Annotated in this window: 13 protein-coding genes; 7 read left to right on the top strand and 6 right to left on the bottom strand. The window is 70.4% G+C overall.

The window, feature by feature from the left end:
• Positions 1 to 4 precede the first annotated feature (4 nt).
• Entirely contained in the window at positions 5 to 1,339 is a 1,335-nt protein-coding gene (locus SLNSH_RS12230; RefSeq protein WP_106337270.1) for a cobyrinic acid a,c-diamide synthase CobB, read from the bottom strand.
• A gap of 91 nt (positions 1,340 to 1,430) precedes the next feature.
• On the opposite strand from SLNSH_RS12230, the gene SLNSH_RS12235 reads away from it, so the two are divergent.
• A complete protein-coding gene (locus SLNSH_RS12235; protein ID WP_106337271.1) occupies positions 1,431 to 2,543 on the top strand; it encodes a cobalt-precorrin-5B (C(1))-methyltransferase in 1,113 nt (370 codons plus the stop codon).
• A 177-nt stretch (positions 2,544 to 2,720) separates the two neighbouring features.
• Here SLNSH_RS12235 and SLNSH_RS12240 read toward each other — a convergent pair whose 3' ends face one another.
• Positions 2,721 to 3,611 carry an SMP-30/gluconolactonase/LRE family protein gene (locus SLNSH_RS12240; protein WP_106337272.1) on the bottom strand — a complete coding sequence of 297 codons (891 nt, stop codon included), beginning with the start codon at positions 3,609 to 3,611 and terminating at the stop codon, positions 2,721 to 2,723.
• Positions 3,612 to 3,757: 146 nt separating this feature from the next.
• Between SLNSH_RS12240 and SLNSH_RS12245 the strand changes: the two genes are divergently transcribed.
• Together SLNSH_RS12245 and SLNSH_RS12250 are read left to right on the top strand one after the other, a co-directional pair.
• Positions 3,758 to 4,474, top strand: a complete 717-nt coding sequence (locus SLNSH_RS12245) for a GntR family transcriptional regulator (protein WP_245422296.1) — start codon at positions 3,758 to 3,760, stop codon at positions 4,472 to 4,474.
• A complete protein-coding gene (locus SLNSH_RS12250) occupies positions 4,471 to 5,394 on the top strand; it encodes a dihydrodipicolinate synthase family protein (RefSeq protein ID WP_106337274.1) in 924 nt (307 codons plus the stop codon). Before SLNSH_RS12245 ends, SLNSH_RS12250 begins: the two co-directional genes overlap by 4 nt.
• Before the next feature lie 382 nt (positions 5,395 to 5,776).
• Here the strand turns inward: SLNSH_RS12250 and pheT are convergent, their stop codons facing one another.
• Both pheT and pheS read right to left on the bottom strand, forming a co-directional pair.
• Positions 5,777 to 8,197 carry a phenylalanine--tRNA ligase subunit beta gene (pheT, locus tag SLNSH_RS12255; protein ID WP_106337275.1) on the bottom strand — a complete coding sequence of 807 codons (2,421 nt, stop codon included), beginning with the start codon at positions 8,195 to 8,197 and terminating at the stop codon, positions 5,777 to 5,779.
• A 10-nt stretch (positions 8,198 to 8,207) separates the two neighbouring features.
• Positions 8,208 to 9,290, bottom strand: a complete 1,083-nt coding sequence (gene pheS / locus SLNSH_RS12260; RefSeq protein ID WP_106337276.1) for a phenylalanine--tRNA ligase subunit alpha — start codon at positions 9,288 to 9,290, stop codon at positions 8,208 to 8,210.
• Positions 9,291 to 9,574: 284 nt separating this feature from the next.
• Between pheS and SLNSH_RS12265 the strand changes: the two genes are divergently transcribed.
• Positions 9,575 to 10,003 carry an Hsp20 family protein gene (locus tag SLNSH_RS12265; protein ID WP_106337277.1) on the top strand — a complete coding sequence of 143 codons (429 nt, stop codon included), beginning with the start codon at positions 9,575 to 9,577 and terminating at the stop codon, positions 10,001 to 10,003.
• 54 nt (positions 10,004 to 10,057) lie between these two features.
• Positions 10,058 to 10,321: a BQ00720 family protein gene (locus tag SLNSH_RS12270; RefSeq protein WP_106337278.1), complete on the top strand. Its 264-nt coding sequence runs from the start codon at positions 10,058 to 10,060 to the stop codon at positions 10,319 to 10,321.
• 47 nt (positions 10,322 to 10,368) lie between these two features.
• Here the strand turns inward: SLNSH_RS12270 and SLNSH_RS12275 are convergent, their stop codons facing one another.
• Entirely contained in the window at positions 10,369 to 11,154 is a 786-nt protein-coding gene (locus SLNSH_RS12275; protein ID WP_425352993.1) for an alpha/beta hydrolase, read from the bottom strand.
• A 101-nt stretch (positions 11,155 to 11,255) separates the two neighbouring features.
• Between SLNSH_RS12275 and SLNSH_RS12280 the strand changes: the two genes are divergently transcribed.
• Both SLNSH_RS12280 and infC read left to right on the top strand, forming a co-directional pair.
• Positions 11,256 to 12,473: a glycosyltransferase family 4 protein gene (locus SLNSH_RS12280; protein ID WP_106337279.1), complete on the top strand. Its 1,218-nt coding sequence runs from the start codon at positions 11,256 to 11,258 to the stop codon at positions 12,471 to 12,473.
• A gap of 147 nt (positions 12,474 to 12,620) precedes the next feature.
• Complete coding sequence (gene infC / locus SLNSH_RS12285) at positions 12,621 to 13,151, top strand: translation initiation factor IF-3 (RefSeq protein ID WP_106337280.1); 531 nt, start codon at positions 12,621 to 12,623, stop codon at positions 13,149 to 13,151.
• 342 nt (positions 13,152 to 13,493) lie between these two features.
• Here infC and SLNSH_RS12290 read toward each other — a convergent pair whose 3' ends face one another.
• Positions 13,494 to 14,045 carry a DUF1003 domain-containing protein gene (locus tag SLNSH_RS12290; RefSeq protein WP_106337281.1) on the bottom strand — a complete coding sequence of 184 codons (552 nt, stop codon included), beginning with the start codon at positions 14,043 to 14,045 and terminating at the stop codon, positions 13,494 to 13,496.
• Between the last annotated feature and the right edge of the window lie 377 nt (positions 14,046 to 14,422).

Genomic DNA, 14,422 nt, shown 5'->3' on the forward strand with positions numbered 1-14,422 from the left:
CGCGTCACGCGCTCCGAGACTCAGCGATCCCCGCGATGACGTGGAAGAAGGATCCGGTGACGAGGCCGCGCCGGCTGCCCGAGGGAGCGGGCTCCGACCCATAAGCATCGCCCGCCAGCGCGAAGGGCGCATCGTCGCCGAGGTCGGTCACGCTGGCGTAGTGGAACTCGTGCCCCCGCAACCGAGCCCCGGCCGCCCCAAGCGGACCGTCCGCCAGCAGCGTGACCGCCCGGTAGCCGAGGTTCATCTTGCGCTTGGCGAAGCTGGTCCTCACGGACAGGAGCCCCGCCATGGGGTGCTCCACGCCAGCCGCGTCCGTGAGGGTCCGTCCGAGCGTCATGTAGCCCCCGCATTCCCCGTGCACCGGCTTCGCCTCTGCGAAGGCCCGCAGCCCGGACAGGAAGCGGCTCGCCGCCGCCAGGCGCCCGGCGTGCAGCTCCGGGTACCCGCCGGGCAGCCAGCATACGTCGCAATCCGCCGCAGGCGCCTCGTCAGCAAGCGGCGAGAACGGCGCGATCTCGGCGCCGGCCGCCCGCCAGTCCTGCAGCAGATGCGGGTACATAAAGGAGAAGGCTTCGTCCCGCGCCAGCGCGATCCGCTGTCCCGGCGGCCTAAGCGCAGCGCCAACCTGCCCGGCCGCCGCCAGCGGCGCGGCCGCGGCCTGGATGCCGTCGAGGTCGAGATGCGCCTCCACGAGATCGGCCATCCCATCCAGCAGCCGGTCGAGGCCGCTCGTCTCGCTGGCCTGCACCAGGCCGAGGTGCCGCTCCGGCAGGCTGACCTGCTCCGAGCGCGGCAGAGCCCCGAACACCGGGATCCCGAGCGCGGCGATCGCCTCCGCCACCAGCCGGATGTGGCGGGCGCTCCCCGCCTTGTTGATCACCACCCCCGCCAGCCGGATGCGCGGGTCGTAGGTGGCGCAGCCCTTCACGACCGCGGCGGCCGATTGCGAATGGCCGCTCACGTCCAGCACCAGCAGCACCGGCCACCCCAGCGCGGCGGCGACGTCCGCCGACGATCCCGAGCGCCCCGGCCCGGCCGGCACGCCGTCGAACAGCCCCATCAGCCCCTCGCAGAGCGTCAGCTCCGCTTCGGCCGTGGCGCGCTGGGCCAGGCCGCCGAGCAGCTCTGGCGCCATCGCCCATGCGTCCAGGTTCAGGCTCGGCCGGCCTGTTGCGGCCGCGTGAAAGGCGGGATCGATGTAGTCCGGCCCGCATTTCGCGCCCGTCACCCGGACTCCGCGGCGCGCGAAGGCGCGCAGCAGGCCGAGCGTGACGGTGGTCTTGCCGCTGGAGGAGCGGGGGGCCGCGATGACGAGGCCGGGAGCAGGGCTGAACATGCCCGCACTCCTGCTCGAAAACGGGAAAGCCAGCAAGGGCTTTGCTTGCAAGACCTTTGCTTGGCCGCCGCGAGGGTCTACCACCAAGGCCATGACGGACGCGCCCCAGGACCTCCCGCCCGCGCCCAGCCTTCGCCGCGGCTGGACCACGGGCTCCTGCGCGACCGCGGCCACCCGCGCCGCCTTCGAGGCTCTCGTCACGGGCGTGTTCCCGGACCCGGTCGACATCGCGTTGCCCAACGGCATGCGGCCGGCCTTCGCCCTGGCGATGACCGAGCGCGGCGACGACTGGGCCCGCGCGGGCGTGGTCAAGGACGCCGGTGACGATCCCGACGTCACCCATGGCGCCCTGGTGATCTCCACCGTTTGGCGTGGCCCGCCCGGCTCGGGCGTCACGTTCCGGGCTGGCCCCGGCGTCGGGACCGTGACCCGCGCCGGCCTGCCGATCCCGCCCGGCGAGCCCGCCATCAATCCGGTCCCGCGCGAGATGATGCGCGTCGCCGTCGCGGAGGCCGCCGCATTGCTGGATGTCCCGGGCGACGTCGTCGTAGAGATCTCCATCCCGGGCGGCGAACGCATCGCCGAGCGAACCCTCAACGGCCGCCTCGGCATCGTGGGCGGCCTGTCGATCCTGGGCACCACCGGGATCGTGACCCCCTACTCCTGCGCCGCCTGGATCCACAGCATCCACCGCGGCGTGGACGTCGCGCGCGCCGCGGGCCTCGCCCATGTGGCCGGCGCGACGGGCGACACCTCCGAGAAGGCGATCCAGCGCCTCCATGGGCTGGACGAGATCGCCCTCATCGACATGGGCGACTTCGTGGGCGGCATGTTGAAATATGTCCGCCGCCACCCGGTCGAGCGCGTCACGGTGGCGGGCGGCTTCGCCAAGATGACCAAGCTCGGCCAGGGCCTGCTGGACCTTCACTCCCGCCGCGGCGAGGTGGATCTGGACTGGCTGGCCGACCGTGTCCGCGAGGCGGGCGGCGCGCCGGACTTCGCCGAGGCCATGCGCCGCGCCAACGCCGCCAACGAGGTCCTGCTGCGCAGCCGCGACGCGGGCCTCGACCTCGGCGCGGTGGTGGCGGACGCCGCCTGGCGCACAGCCGCGAAGGCGATCGCCGGCACGGGCGTGTCGCTCGAAGTCGTCGTCTTCGACCGCGCCGGCGGACTCGTGGCCCGCACGCCCTTCCACCCAGCCTGACGCGCCGAGGCCCTTCGCGCCAACCTTCGCCCCGTCCTTGCGAGGAGCAAAAGCGACGAAGCAATCCAGGGGCGAAGCGCCGCCGACCCTGGGACCGACACAGCGCCGGCCCCGCTGGATTGCTTCGTCGCCCTTCGGGCTCCTCGCAAGGACGGCGGAGGGCCGGGTTGCCGCGGCTCAGACCTTCAGCGGCTCGCCGAACCGCGCCACCGGCGCGCCGGGCACGTCCACCTCGAAGCGGATCAGCGTGCCGGCTTGTCGCGTCCCGGTCCGGTCGGTCGTGAGCGACGTCACGTAGAGGGTCTTCAGGTCCGGCCCGCCGAAGCACGGCATGGTCGGGGCGGGGACGGGCAGCGTGACCTTGCGGTCGATTGTCCCGTCCGGCGCGATGCGGTTGAGGCAGCCGGCCGACACCCCGGCGGACCAGTAGAAGCCCTCGGCGTCGCAGGCGGCGCCGTCCGGCCGGCCCTCCCCTTCATCCATCACGCGCACCTGCCGCTGGTTGGAGAGCGCCCCGCTGGCGGGATCGAAGTCGAAGGCCTGGATGAAGCGCTGCCGGCTGTCCGAGTGGAACAGGGTGCGCCCGTCCGCGCTCCAGGCGAGCCCGTTGGACGTGATCAGCCCGCCCGCCTTGCGCTCGCAGGTTCCGTCCGGGCACACGCGATACAGCGATGCGATCGGCTGCTTCTGCTCCGGCGGCCGGTCGTCCATGCTGCCTACCCAGTAGCAGCCGTCCGGCCCCACCTTGCCGTCGTTGAGCCTGTTGCCCGGGATGTCCGGCTCCGGGCTGACCAGGAACTGGAGCTGCTCGCTCGCGAAGTCGAACAGGTGGACGCCTGTCTTCAGGCCCACCACCGCGCGTCCGTCAGGGCACAGGCCGAAGCTGCCGATGGCGCTCGGCATCGCCCAGCGCTTCAGGTCCCGTGTGGCCGGGTCGAACCGGAACAGCGCCGGGGCCTCGATGTCGACGAAGTAGAGCGCCTGCTGGTCCGCGGCCCAGACCGGGCTTTCCCCGGTGCCGAGCGGGACGTCGATCAGCGTCTCCACCTCGGGCTTGTCGATGCGCATGCGCTCCTCCTTCTGTTTTCGGCCGCGCTGTCCCGCCTTGATAGCCGGTGTGAACGGCCGGCTGGAACACAATGCGCTTGGCCTCGCAGCCTAATTGATATATCAGATCGCAATCGCCCTTACGACGACCTGCGACGAGAAAGACCGTGAGCTCGAAGCTCGAACCTGTCGATCCTGCCCTCCTAAAGGGCCTGCGCGAGCACGTCCATGACCGGCTGCGCCGAGCCATCATCTCGGGCGAGCTGGCTGCGGGCTCGTGGCTGAACGAGCGCTCCATGGCGGAGCAGCTCGGCGTCAGCACCACGCCGCTCAAGGAGGCCCTGCGCCGCCTGGAGGCCGAGGGCCTGGTGGCCACCGAGCCGCGCCGGGGCGTGCGCGTCACCTTCGACGCCGCCCAGGCGGAGGAGATGGGTCTGGCCCGCGCCGCCCTGGAGGCGATGATCGCCCGCATGGCGGCCGAGCGCATTGACGACGCGGGCGTCGAACTCCTGCGCGACTGCATCGACCGCATGGCGCAGGCGACCGCCACGGGGGACGTCGCCGCCACGATCGACCTCAACGAGGAATTCCACGACGCCATCCACGACGTCTCGGGGTGCCGCTACCTGCACCGCCTGATGCTCGGGCAGCGCGTTTACGTGCACACGGCCCGGCACGTGATTCTCGGCGAGCAGGAGGAGCGCGAACGCGCCCTCGCGGAGCATCGCGCCATCTTCGAGGCGTTGTCGCGCCGCGACCCCGACGCCGCGGAGGCCGCCATGCGCTCGCACGTGCTGCGTTCGGCCCGCCGCCACGTCCAGACGGCCTTCGAGGGCCGCACCCCGGCCCAGGACATTCCCGCTTCAAAGGAGCAGACGCCATGAGCAACCCCCGCCTCGAAACCGCCCTGCGCGGCATCTCCGGCGTCCACGTCACCCCGTATGATGCGTCGGGCAACGTCGACCCGGCTGAGCTCGCCCGCGTCATCGAGCGCATCGCCGCGGCCGGCGTGCACAACATCGTCTCGGCCGGCAACACGGGCGAGTACTACGCCCTAACCCCCGACGAGGTCCGGGTCGTGCATGACGGCGCCGTCAAGGCCAACGCCGGGCGTTCGCTGGTGACCGCGGCCGTCGGCCGCTCGTTGAAGGAGGCCGTGGCGCTCGGCCGTCGCGCCAAGGAGATCGGCGCGGACGCCATCATGGCCCACCAGCCGATGGATCCCTTTGCTGCCCCGCAGTCCCAGGCGGCCTATTTCCGCGCCATCGCCGACCAGGTCGATCTCCCGCTCGTCGCCTACGTCCGTTCGGACGCCATGAAGGCCGACGAGCTGCTCGGCATCGCCAACCACCCGAATGTCGCGGCGGTGAAGTTCGCCACCCCGAACCTGATGCTGCTGGCCGATTGCGTCCGCTCCAGCGGACCCGGGACGGCCATCTGGGTCTGCGGCCTCGCCGAGGGCTGGGCGGCCCCGTTCTACGCCGCCGGCGCGCGCGGCTTCACCTCCGGCCTCGTCAACGTGGACCCGGCTCGCTCGCTCGCGATCCACGCCGCGCTCGAGTCCGGCGACTTCGCCAAGGTCCGTGGGCTGGTGGACACCATCGCCCGGTTCGAGACCATGCGGACGAAGTTCGGCAACGGCGCCAACGTCACGGTGGTGAAGGAAGCCATGGAGCTCATCGGCTTCCGCGTCGGCCCCGTGCGCCTGCCCGGCCTTCCGGCGCTCGACGCCGCCGACCGCGAGACCCTGCGCGCGGTCCTGGCCAGCTGGAACGTCCTCCCGTCCCGCGCCGCGGCGGAATAAGGGCTTGGAGTCCTCTCCCGCACCGGCGGGAGAGGGCTCCCTTCTGCTTTGAGGAGGGCGGCACGACTCTCGATCGCGCGTAAAGCGCTGAGGCTCAATCGTATTCAACTGGTCGGCTCACTCCACCGTCATCCCCGGCGGCCTGCGCGGCAGGCCGGGAAGGGGATCCAGGAGACTGGGCTCGATCTTGGTTCGGGCTGTGCCGGCGGGCCGCCCTGGATCCCCTTCCCCTCCGCGGCGACGCCGCTTCGGCCGGGGATGACGGCGCGTTTGGTCCTTGCGAGGAGCGCAGCGACGGAGCAATCCAGAGGGGCAGGGCGACAACCGATGCGCCCGGCCCTTCTGGATGACTTCGCTGCGCTCGCCATGACGGCGGCAGCGTTCAGCCGCGCAGCGTGGCGCCGCTCTTCTTCTGCACCTCGGCCACGACTTTCGCCGCCACGGCGTCGATCTCCGCGTCCGTGAGCGTCTTGTCGGTCGGCTGCAGCGTCACCGCGATGGCGACCGACTTCTTGCCCTCGGGTACGCCAGCGCCTTCGTAGATGTCGAAAACGTCGACGCCCGTGACGAGCTTGCGCTCGGCCGCCTGCGCGGCCTTGACGAGGTCTCCGGCCGCGACGGCGCGATCCACCACGAAGGCGAAGTCGCGCGACACCGGCTGGAACTCGGACAGGCTCAGCTTCGGCTTCACCTTGGTGGGCTTGGCCTTCGGCGGCGGCAGAGCGTCCAGCAGCAACTCGAAACCGACCGCCGGGCCCTTCACGTCCAGCGCCTCGAGCGCTCGCGGGTGCAGCTCGCCGAACCAGCCGACCACCATCTTGGGGCCGAACTGCAGCGTCGCCGAGCGGCCGGGGTGGAACCAGTCCGGACCGCCGGCGGCCACCTGCAGGCCGCCCGTGGGCACGCCCAGGGTCTCGAGCACCGCCATGGCGTCGGCCTTGGCGTCGAACAGGTCGACGGCCTTGGCGCCCGCCCAGTGGCGGCCCGCGCCCTCGGCCCGGGCGAGGCCGCGGCGCACGCCGGCGGCGGCCATCTTCTGGTCTTCCGGCTTGTCGCCACGGAACACCTGCCCAACCTCGAACAGCGCCGTATCGGCGTAGCCGCGGTCGGCGTTGCGCTGGCCTGCCTTGAGCAGGCCCGGCAGCAGGCTCGGCCGCATGTCCGACAGCTCCGCCGCAATGGGATTCGCCAGCGCCAGCTCCGGCTGGCCGCCGCCGAAGCGCTCGGCCTCGGCCTTGCCGATGAATGACCAGGTCACGGCCTCCACCATGCCGCGGGCGGCGAGCGCCCGCTTGGTGGTCTGCACGCGCTTCTGGATCAGCGTGAGCACCGGCTTGACGACGGTCGGCTCCTCGCGCGGGAACGGCACGGAAGGAACCCGGTCGAGCCCGGCGATGCGGACGATCTCCTCGACGAGGTCGGCCTTGCCCTCCACGTCCGGGCGCCAGGTCGGCACGGCCACCTTCACGTAGGTGTCCGAGCCCGAGACCCAGAATCCGAGCTCGCGCAGGATCACCTTCATCTCCGGGACGGGGATCTCCAGCCCCGTGAGGCGCTGCACCTCGGCGTACGGGAACGCGATGATCTTGTCCGGGGACGGGACCTCGCCCGCGAGCTCGATCGCCGAGGCCTCGCCCCCGCACATCTGCTGCACCATGCGGGTGGCCATCTCCAGGCCGGGCAGCGTGAACGCCGGGTCCACGCCCCGCTCGAAGCGGTAGCGCGCGTCCGTGTTGACGCCGAGCTTGCGCCCCGTGACGGCGATGTTGAGCGGGTCCCACAACGCCGACTCGATCAGCACGTCCGTGGTGGTCTCGTCGCAGCCCGAATGCTCGCCGCCCATCACGCCGGCGATGGACTCCACGCCGTTCTCGTCGGCGATCACCACCATGCCGCTGTCGAGCGTGTAGGTCCGCCCGTCCAGCGCCAGCACCTGCTCGCCCTCGCGGGCGCGCCGCACGACGAGGTCGCCCTTCACCTTGGCGAGGTCGAACACATGGAGCGGCCGGTTCTGGTCGAAGGTCATGAAGTTGGTGATGTCGACCAGCGCGTTGATCGGGCGCAGCCCGATCGCCTTGAGCCGCCGCTGCAGCCACTCGGGGCTGGGGCCGTTCTTGACGCCGCGCACCAGGCGAAGCGCGAAGGCCGGGCAGAGCTTCGCGTCATCCGGCGTGAAATCCAGCTTCACCCGGGTCGGGCACGAGAACGCGCCCGGGACGGGCTGGATCGGCTTGTCGATGAACGTGCCGAGCCCCGCGGCCGCGAGGTCGCGCGCGACGCCATGGACACCGAGCGCGTCCGGGCGGTTCGGCGTGACCGCGAAGTCGATCACCGGGTCGTCGAGGTGCGCCCACTGCGCGTAGGGGACGCCAACGGGCGCGTCAGCGGGCAGGTCGATGATGCCGTCGTGGTCCTCGCCGAGGCCGAGCTCCATGGCCGAGCACAGCATGCCCCGGCTCTCGACGCCCCTGATGGTGCCCACGCCGAGCGTGATGCCCTTGCCGGGAATGTAGGTCCCTGGCGGCGAGAACACCGACTTCATGCCCGTGCGCGCGTTGGGCGCGCCGCACACCACCTGGACGGGCTCGCCCGATCCCGTGTCCACCATGCACACACGGAGGCGGTCGGCGTTGGGGTGCTGCTCGGCCGAGATCACGTACGCGATGGTGTAGGGCGCCAGGACCTTGGCCTGGTCCTCCACGCCTTCGACCTCGAGCCCCACGCGGGTCAGCGTCTCGGCGACCTGCTCCACCGTGGCGGACGTGTCGAGGTGCTCCTTGAGCCAGGAGAGGGTCAGTTTCATCGGTCTCTCCTTACGCGCTCAGCCCGGCGGTCAGCGACGGCATGTCCAGGGGCCGGAAGCCGTAGTGGCTCAGCCAGCGCACGTCGGCGTCGAAGAAGGCGCGCAGGTCGGGCATGCCGTATTTCAGCATGGCGATGCGGTCGATCCCCATGCCCCAGGCGAAGCCCTGGTATTCATCGGGGTCCAGCCCGCAATTGCGGATGACGTTGGGGTGCACCATCCCGCAGCCCAGGATCTCCAGCCAGTCCTCGCCCTCGCCGAAGCGGATCTCGCCGCCCTTGCGGGAGCACTGGATGTCGACCTCGGCGGATGGCTCCGTGAACGGGAAGAACGACGGCCGGAAGCGCATCTTCACGTTCTCGACCTCGAAAAACGCCTTGCAGAACTCCTCCAGGATCCACTTCAGGTGGCCGAGGTGCGAGCCCTTGTCGATCACCAGGCCCTCCACCTGGTGGAACATGGGCGTATGCGTCTGGTCGCTGTCGCAGCGATAGGTGCGACCCGGGATGATCACACGGATCGGCGGCTTCTGCGTGGTCATCGTCCGGATCTGCACCGGCGAGGTGTGGGTCCGCAGCACCTTGCGCTCGCCGTTGGCGTCCGGGTTGAAGAAGAAGGTGTCGTGCATCTCCCGGGCCGGGTGGCCGACCGGGAAGTTGAGCGCGGTGAAGTTGTAGAAGTCCGTCTCGATGTCAGGCCCCTCGGCCACGGCGAACCCCATGTCGCCGAAGATCGTGGTGAGCTCGTCGATTACCTGGCTGATCGGGTGCACCCGGCCGCGGCCCAGCGTGCTCTCGGGAACGGGCAGGGTGACGTCGACCGTCTCGGCCTTGAGCCGCGCGTCCAGCGCCGCGTCCTTCAGCGCCGCCCGGCGTTCGGCGATCAGGCCCGTGACCCGGTCGCGCAAACCGTTGATCAGCGGGCCCTTCTCCTTGCGCTCCTCCGGGCTCATGGCGCCGAGCGTCTTCAGGAGTTCGGACACGGAGCCCTTCTTGCCGAGCGCGCCGACGCGCACGGCCTCGAGCGCCGCCTCGTCGGCGGCCGCGGCCACGGCGGCCTGGATGGCGGTTTCGAGGGCGGAAAGATCGGACATGGGCAAACACCTCAAGCGCCGGGGGAGGGCCCCGGCGCGGACGGCGGGTGTTTGCCATGGGAAGGCGAGGGTTGTCGAGAGAGGCCCGTCATCGCGAGAAGCGAAGCGACGCGCCGATCTAGGGAGCGGCGCCTGTCCTGGATCGCTTTGCTGGGCTCGCGATGACGGCGAAGGGCCCACCCTTGAACCGCCCCGCCTTCCCCCACATATTCCCCATGCGGCTTCGGCCGCCCGGGTGCTGCATGAGCGGGCCCGGAACCGGAGCGCCTTCGCTACAGGGCTTCATGTCACGCGTACCGTCCTTGTCCTCACCGTTCCTGCTCGGGTTCGACGAGGTGGAACGGGCTCTCAGCAGGGTGGCCAAGGCCGCCTCGGAGGGATACCCGCCCTACAACATCGAGCGCATTCCGCGGGAGGGCGACGCGCCCGAACGCCTGCGGATCACGCTCGCGGTGGCCGGGTTCACCCGCGACGACCTTGAAATCACCCTGGAGGAGAACCAGCTGGTCATCCGTGGCCGGCAGGCCGACGACAGGGACAGGATGTTCCTGCATCGCGGCATCGCCGCGCGGCAGTTCCAGCGGGCCTTCCTGCTCGCGGACGGTTTGGAGGTCCGCGGCGCCGATCTCGCCAACGGCCTGCTCTCCATCGACCTGGTTCGCCCCGAATGCGAGCGCATCGTGCGGCGGATCGACATCCTGAGCCGGGACTGACCCGACGCCCCGAAGACGCTCTTCCCCCACTCGCTCCGCTCACAGGAGGGTGCGATGAACGACGCCACCAAGACCACCATCCCGACCGTGTCCCCGCAGGTCCTCGCCGCCATGGGCGGGGGAGAGATCGCCTATGTGCGGGCGATCAAGTCGGACGACCTCAACCGCCTCTTCCCCCAGGCGCCCGAGATCCAGCCCGGCCTCGACCTCTTCGCCCTCCTGGGCGCCGACGGAACGCCCATCCTGGTGACCGACAGCCGCAGCACGGCTATCGCCAACGCCTGGGAGCACAACCTCACCCCCGTGAGCGTGCACTGAACCGAGCCGACGGACCCCTCTCCCGTGCAGCGGGAGAGGGGTGCTCCTCACACAATCCCCTCGATCGCCGCCGTCAGCCTCTGGAGGTCTTCCGGCCGCGACAGGCGGTGGTCGCCGTCCTTGACGAGCGTGGTCACAACGTCGTCACCCGGCATGTGCTCCACGAGCCGCATGGCGTGCTTCCAGGGCACGTCCGGGTCCTGCATGCCCTGCAGGATGTGGACGGGGCAGCCCGTCACGATGGGCGGACCGTCCAGCATCAGGTGCCTGCGGCCGTCCTCGATCAGCGCGCGGGTGATCGGATAGGGCTCGGGCGAATAAGGGGATGGCCTGCGCCACACGCCCTTCTCCGTGATCTCCTGCTTCACCGCGTCCGGGAAGCGTTGCCACATCAGCGCCTCGGTGAAGTCGACCGCCGGCGCGATCAGCACCAGGCCGGACAGCTTGCGGCCCTCCGCCCGCAGGGCGCGGGCGGCGAGCAGCGCCAGCCAGCCGCCCATGGAGGAGCCGACCAGCACAGGCGCGGCCCCTCCCAGCGCGCGGATCACCGCGAGGCTCTCCTCGAGCCAGCGCGAGATCGTGGCGTCCTCGAAGCGGCCGTCGGACTCGCCGTGGCCCGAATAGTCGTAGCGCAGGAACCCGCGGCCATTTCCGGCCGCCCAGGCGTCCAGCGTAGCGGCCTTGGTGGACAGCATGTCGGAGCGGAAGCCGCCCATCCACACCACGATGGGCTCGCGTCCGGTCCGCAGGCGGTAGGCCACCCGGCGAACGTCCCCCTCCGCGCCGACGGCGAGGAACTGGGGCGGCGCAATTTGCGGATTGTCCTGGGTCACCGTAAACCTCTTCGCATGATCCGCGCCGCGGCGAATCGCCCGACCTCATCGCTGCCCTCCGGCAGCCTGCCGACCGGCTTTCTACACCGGAGGGCGCCCTGATGCGACAGGGCCCGACCACGGCCTTCGAGGGCCGGAGCCTGTCCCCGCTGGCGGGTCGCACGATCCTGCAGGTCGTGCCGGAGCTGGAAGCCGGCGGCGTCGAGCGCACTGCGGTCGACATCGCCGAGGGCCTCGCCAACTCCGGCGCGCGCGCCCTTGTGGCCACGGAAGGGGGCCGCCTGGTCGCCGAGTTGCAGGCCAAGGGAGGGATCTGGATCCCGTTTCCGGCCCGCACCAAGAATCCGGTCGCCATGCTGGCCAACGTCAAGCGCCTGCGGGCGATCTGCCTCGACGAGGGAGTCGACATCGTCCACGCCCGCTCCCGGGCGCCCGCCTGGAGCGCCCTGCTGGCGAGCCGGGCGCTGGGACTTCCCTTCGTCACCACCTACGCGGGCAGCTACTCCGGCCGCTCGTCCGTGAAGGTGCTCTACAACTCGGTGATGGCCCGCGGCGACGTGGTCATCGCCAACTCGAACTACACGGCGGACCTGATCGGCCGCATGCATCCCTTCGCCAGGGATCGCATCCGGGTCATTCACCGGGGCACGGACCTGCGCGCCTTCGCCCCCTATTCGGTGGAGCCCGAGCGCATCCAGGCGCTGCGCAAGGCCTGGGGCGTGGAGCCTCACCAGCGCATCGTGCTCTTGGCCGCCCGCCTCACCGGCTGGAAGGGCCAGAAGGTGCTGATCGAGGCCGCGAAGCTGCTGAAAGACCGGGGCGTGCCGGACATTGCGGTCGTGCTCGCCGGCGACCCCCAGGGCCGCGACGGCTACGTGAAGGAGCTCGACGCGCTTTCCGAGAAGCACGGCCTCAGGGGCGTGGTCCGCCGCGCCGGCCACTGCGCCGACATGCCGGCCGCCTTTCTGGCCGCTTCGGTGGTGACCGTGCCGTCCACGGAGCCGGAGGCCTTCGGCCGTTCCGCCGTGGAGGCGCAGGCGATGGGGGCCCCGGTGGTTGTGTCGGACCTCGGCGCCGTGCCGGAAACCGTGCTGGCGCCCCCGCAGGCGCCGGCCTCCGCCCGCACCGGATGGCGCGTGCCGGCCGGCGACGCACCGGCGCTCGCCGACGCCGTGCAGGCCGCCTTGTCGTTGGGCGCCAGCGCTCGGGATGCGCTGGCTGCGAGAGCCCGGGCCCATGTGGAGGCCCATTTCTCGCTAAGCCGCATGGTCGGGGAGACTCTCGATGTCTATGCGGCTCTTTTGAGCAAGGATCGGTAACGATTTCGCAAGCCGCGAGTTGACTTCGCGACGGTTTCTGCGAATTTCCCGCGTTGCCGTCAACATCGCCCGCCGCCGTCCACCCTGGCCGATGGTTCTGCCCGGAAAGGGGCGGGCCTAGAGGAGACTAAAGCCATTCGCAGACCAATGAGAGCCGCTCCGGTCCCGCAGAAGGACGGGCCCCGCGCCAATCGTGACATCCGCGGCGTACGCGAAGTGCAGTTGATCGACGACACGGGCGCCAATCGCGGGATCGTGCCGTTCCTGGACGCGCTGAAAATCGCCGAGGACGTCGGGCTGGATCTGGTCGAGATCGCCCCGAACTCGACGCCGCCCGTCTGCAAGATCCTCGACCACGGCAAGTTCAAGTTCAACGAGCAGAAGAAGGCCGCCGAGGCCCGCAAGAAGCAGAAGACGGTCGAGGTCAAGGAGATCAAGCTCCGGCCCGGCATCGACGACCACGACTACGGGGTCAAGATGAAGGCCATCCGCCGCTTCTTCGAGGAAGGCGACAAGGTGAAGATCACCCTGCGCTTCCGCGGCCGCGAAATGGCGCACCAGGATCTCGGCCTGCGCCTGCTCGAGCGCGTCAAGGGCGAGATGGCCGACGTGTCCAAGGTGGAATCCGAGCCCATGCTCGAAGGCCGCCAGATGGTCATGGTGATGGCCCCGCGCTGAGCGCCGCCAGACTCGCCCATGCAAAAAGCCGCCGCGATCCCCGCGGCGGCTTTTTTCGTTCTTGCAAACTCACCACCGTCATCCCCGGCGGCCTGCGCAGCAGGCCGGGAAGGGGATCCAGGGCCACCGCCGGGACGTTCCGGTCGGGTACGCGCCAAATTCCTGGCGTGCTCGCGGGCGGCCCCTGGATCCCCTTCCCCTCCGCCGCTGCGCGGCTCCGGCCGGGGATGACGGTGCGCCATTCCACCGTCCTTGCGAGCGCAGCGAAGCAATCCAGTGGTGCGCGCCCGCCCCTCTTGAATTGCTCGTCGCTGCGCTCCTCGCAAGGACCAGGAACCAGCCTCACACCGCCCGCAGGCGATCCCGGCTCTCCTCGCGCGGCTCCTTCAGGGCGCTGGCCTGAAGGGACACGAGCTGCTCGATCTGCGCCTGCAGGCGGTCGACCTTGTCGTGCAGCTCGGAGATGGCCGTCTCGGCCTTGACGTTGACCTCGTAGTCGAGGGCTGCGGCCAGCCGGTCCTTCGCGGCCTGACGGTTCTGCGACATCATGATGACCGGCGCCTGCAGGGCGGCCACCATGGAGAGCAGCAGGTTCAGGAAGACGAACGGATAGGGGTCGAACGCGCTCTCCGCCAGGATGAAGGCGTTCAGCGCCGCCCAGGCGCCGAGAAACACCACGCATCCGATGATGAAGCTCCAGGAGCCGCCGATCGCCGCCACCTTGTCGGCGATGCGCTCGCTCCAGGTGAGGCGGTCGTCGAAGACCTGGTTGACGTTCCGGGCGACGTGCATGCGCCGCGCGACGCGCGCGATCACACGCCGGTCACGCTCGCAGAGCGGCGATACCCCGGCGTGAAGCAGGTGCTGGGCGAGATAGCGGATCTCGTTGTTCATGGCTCGCTCTCTTTCCGACCGGCCGCCGGCGGCCGGTCGGGAGCGAGCCGATCCTCAGGATCAGCGTTCCCGAACGGCCGTCGACGGCGCGGTCAATCGACTGGGACTGTCGCTGGGCATGGGGTTTCGTTGTCCTGATGGTGCCGAGCGGGCGTCACCCGCGCGGCTGTTGGGGAATTTGCGCCGGAAGCGGGTGAAGTCAACCCCCGAATGCGCGCTTTTTCGGCCCAAGTGTCGCAGGATCGTGGAAGGGCCCTCACCCCGTCATCCCCGGCCGGAGCCGCGGAGCGGCGGAGGGGAAGGGGATCCAGGGGCGGCTCCCCTCCTCCGTCCTTGCGAGGAGCGAAGCGATGAAGCGATCCAGGACAGCGATACGC

This window comes from Alsobacter soli, from assembly GCF_003004785.1.
Lineage (GTDB): Bacteria > Pseudomonadota > Alphaproteobacteria > Rhizobiales > Beijerinckiaceae > Alsobacter > Alsobacter soli.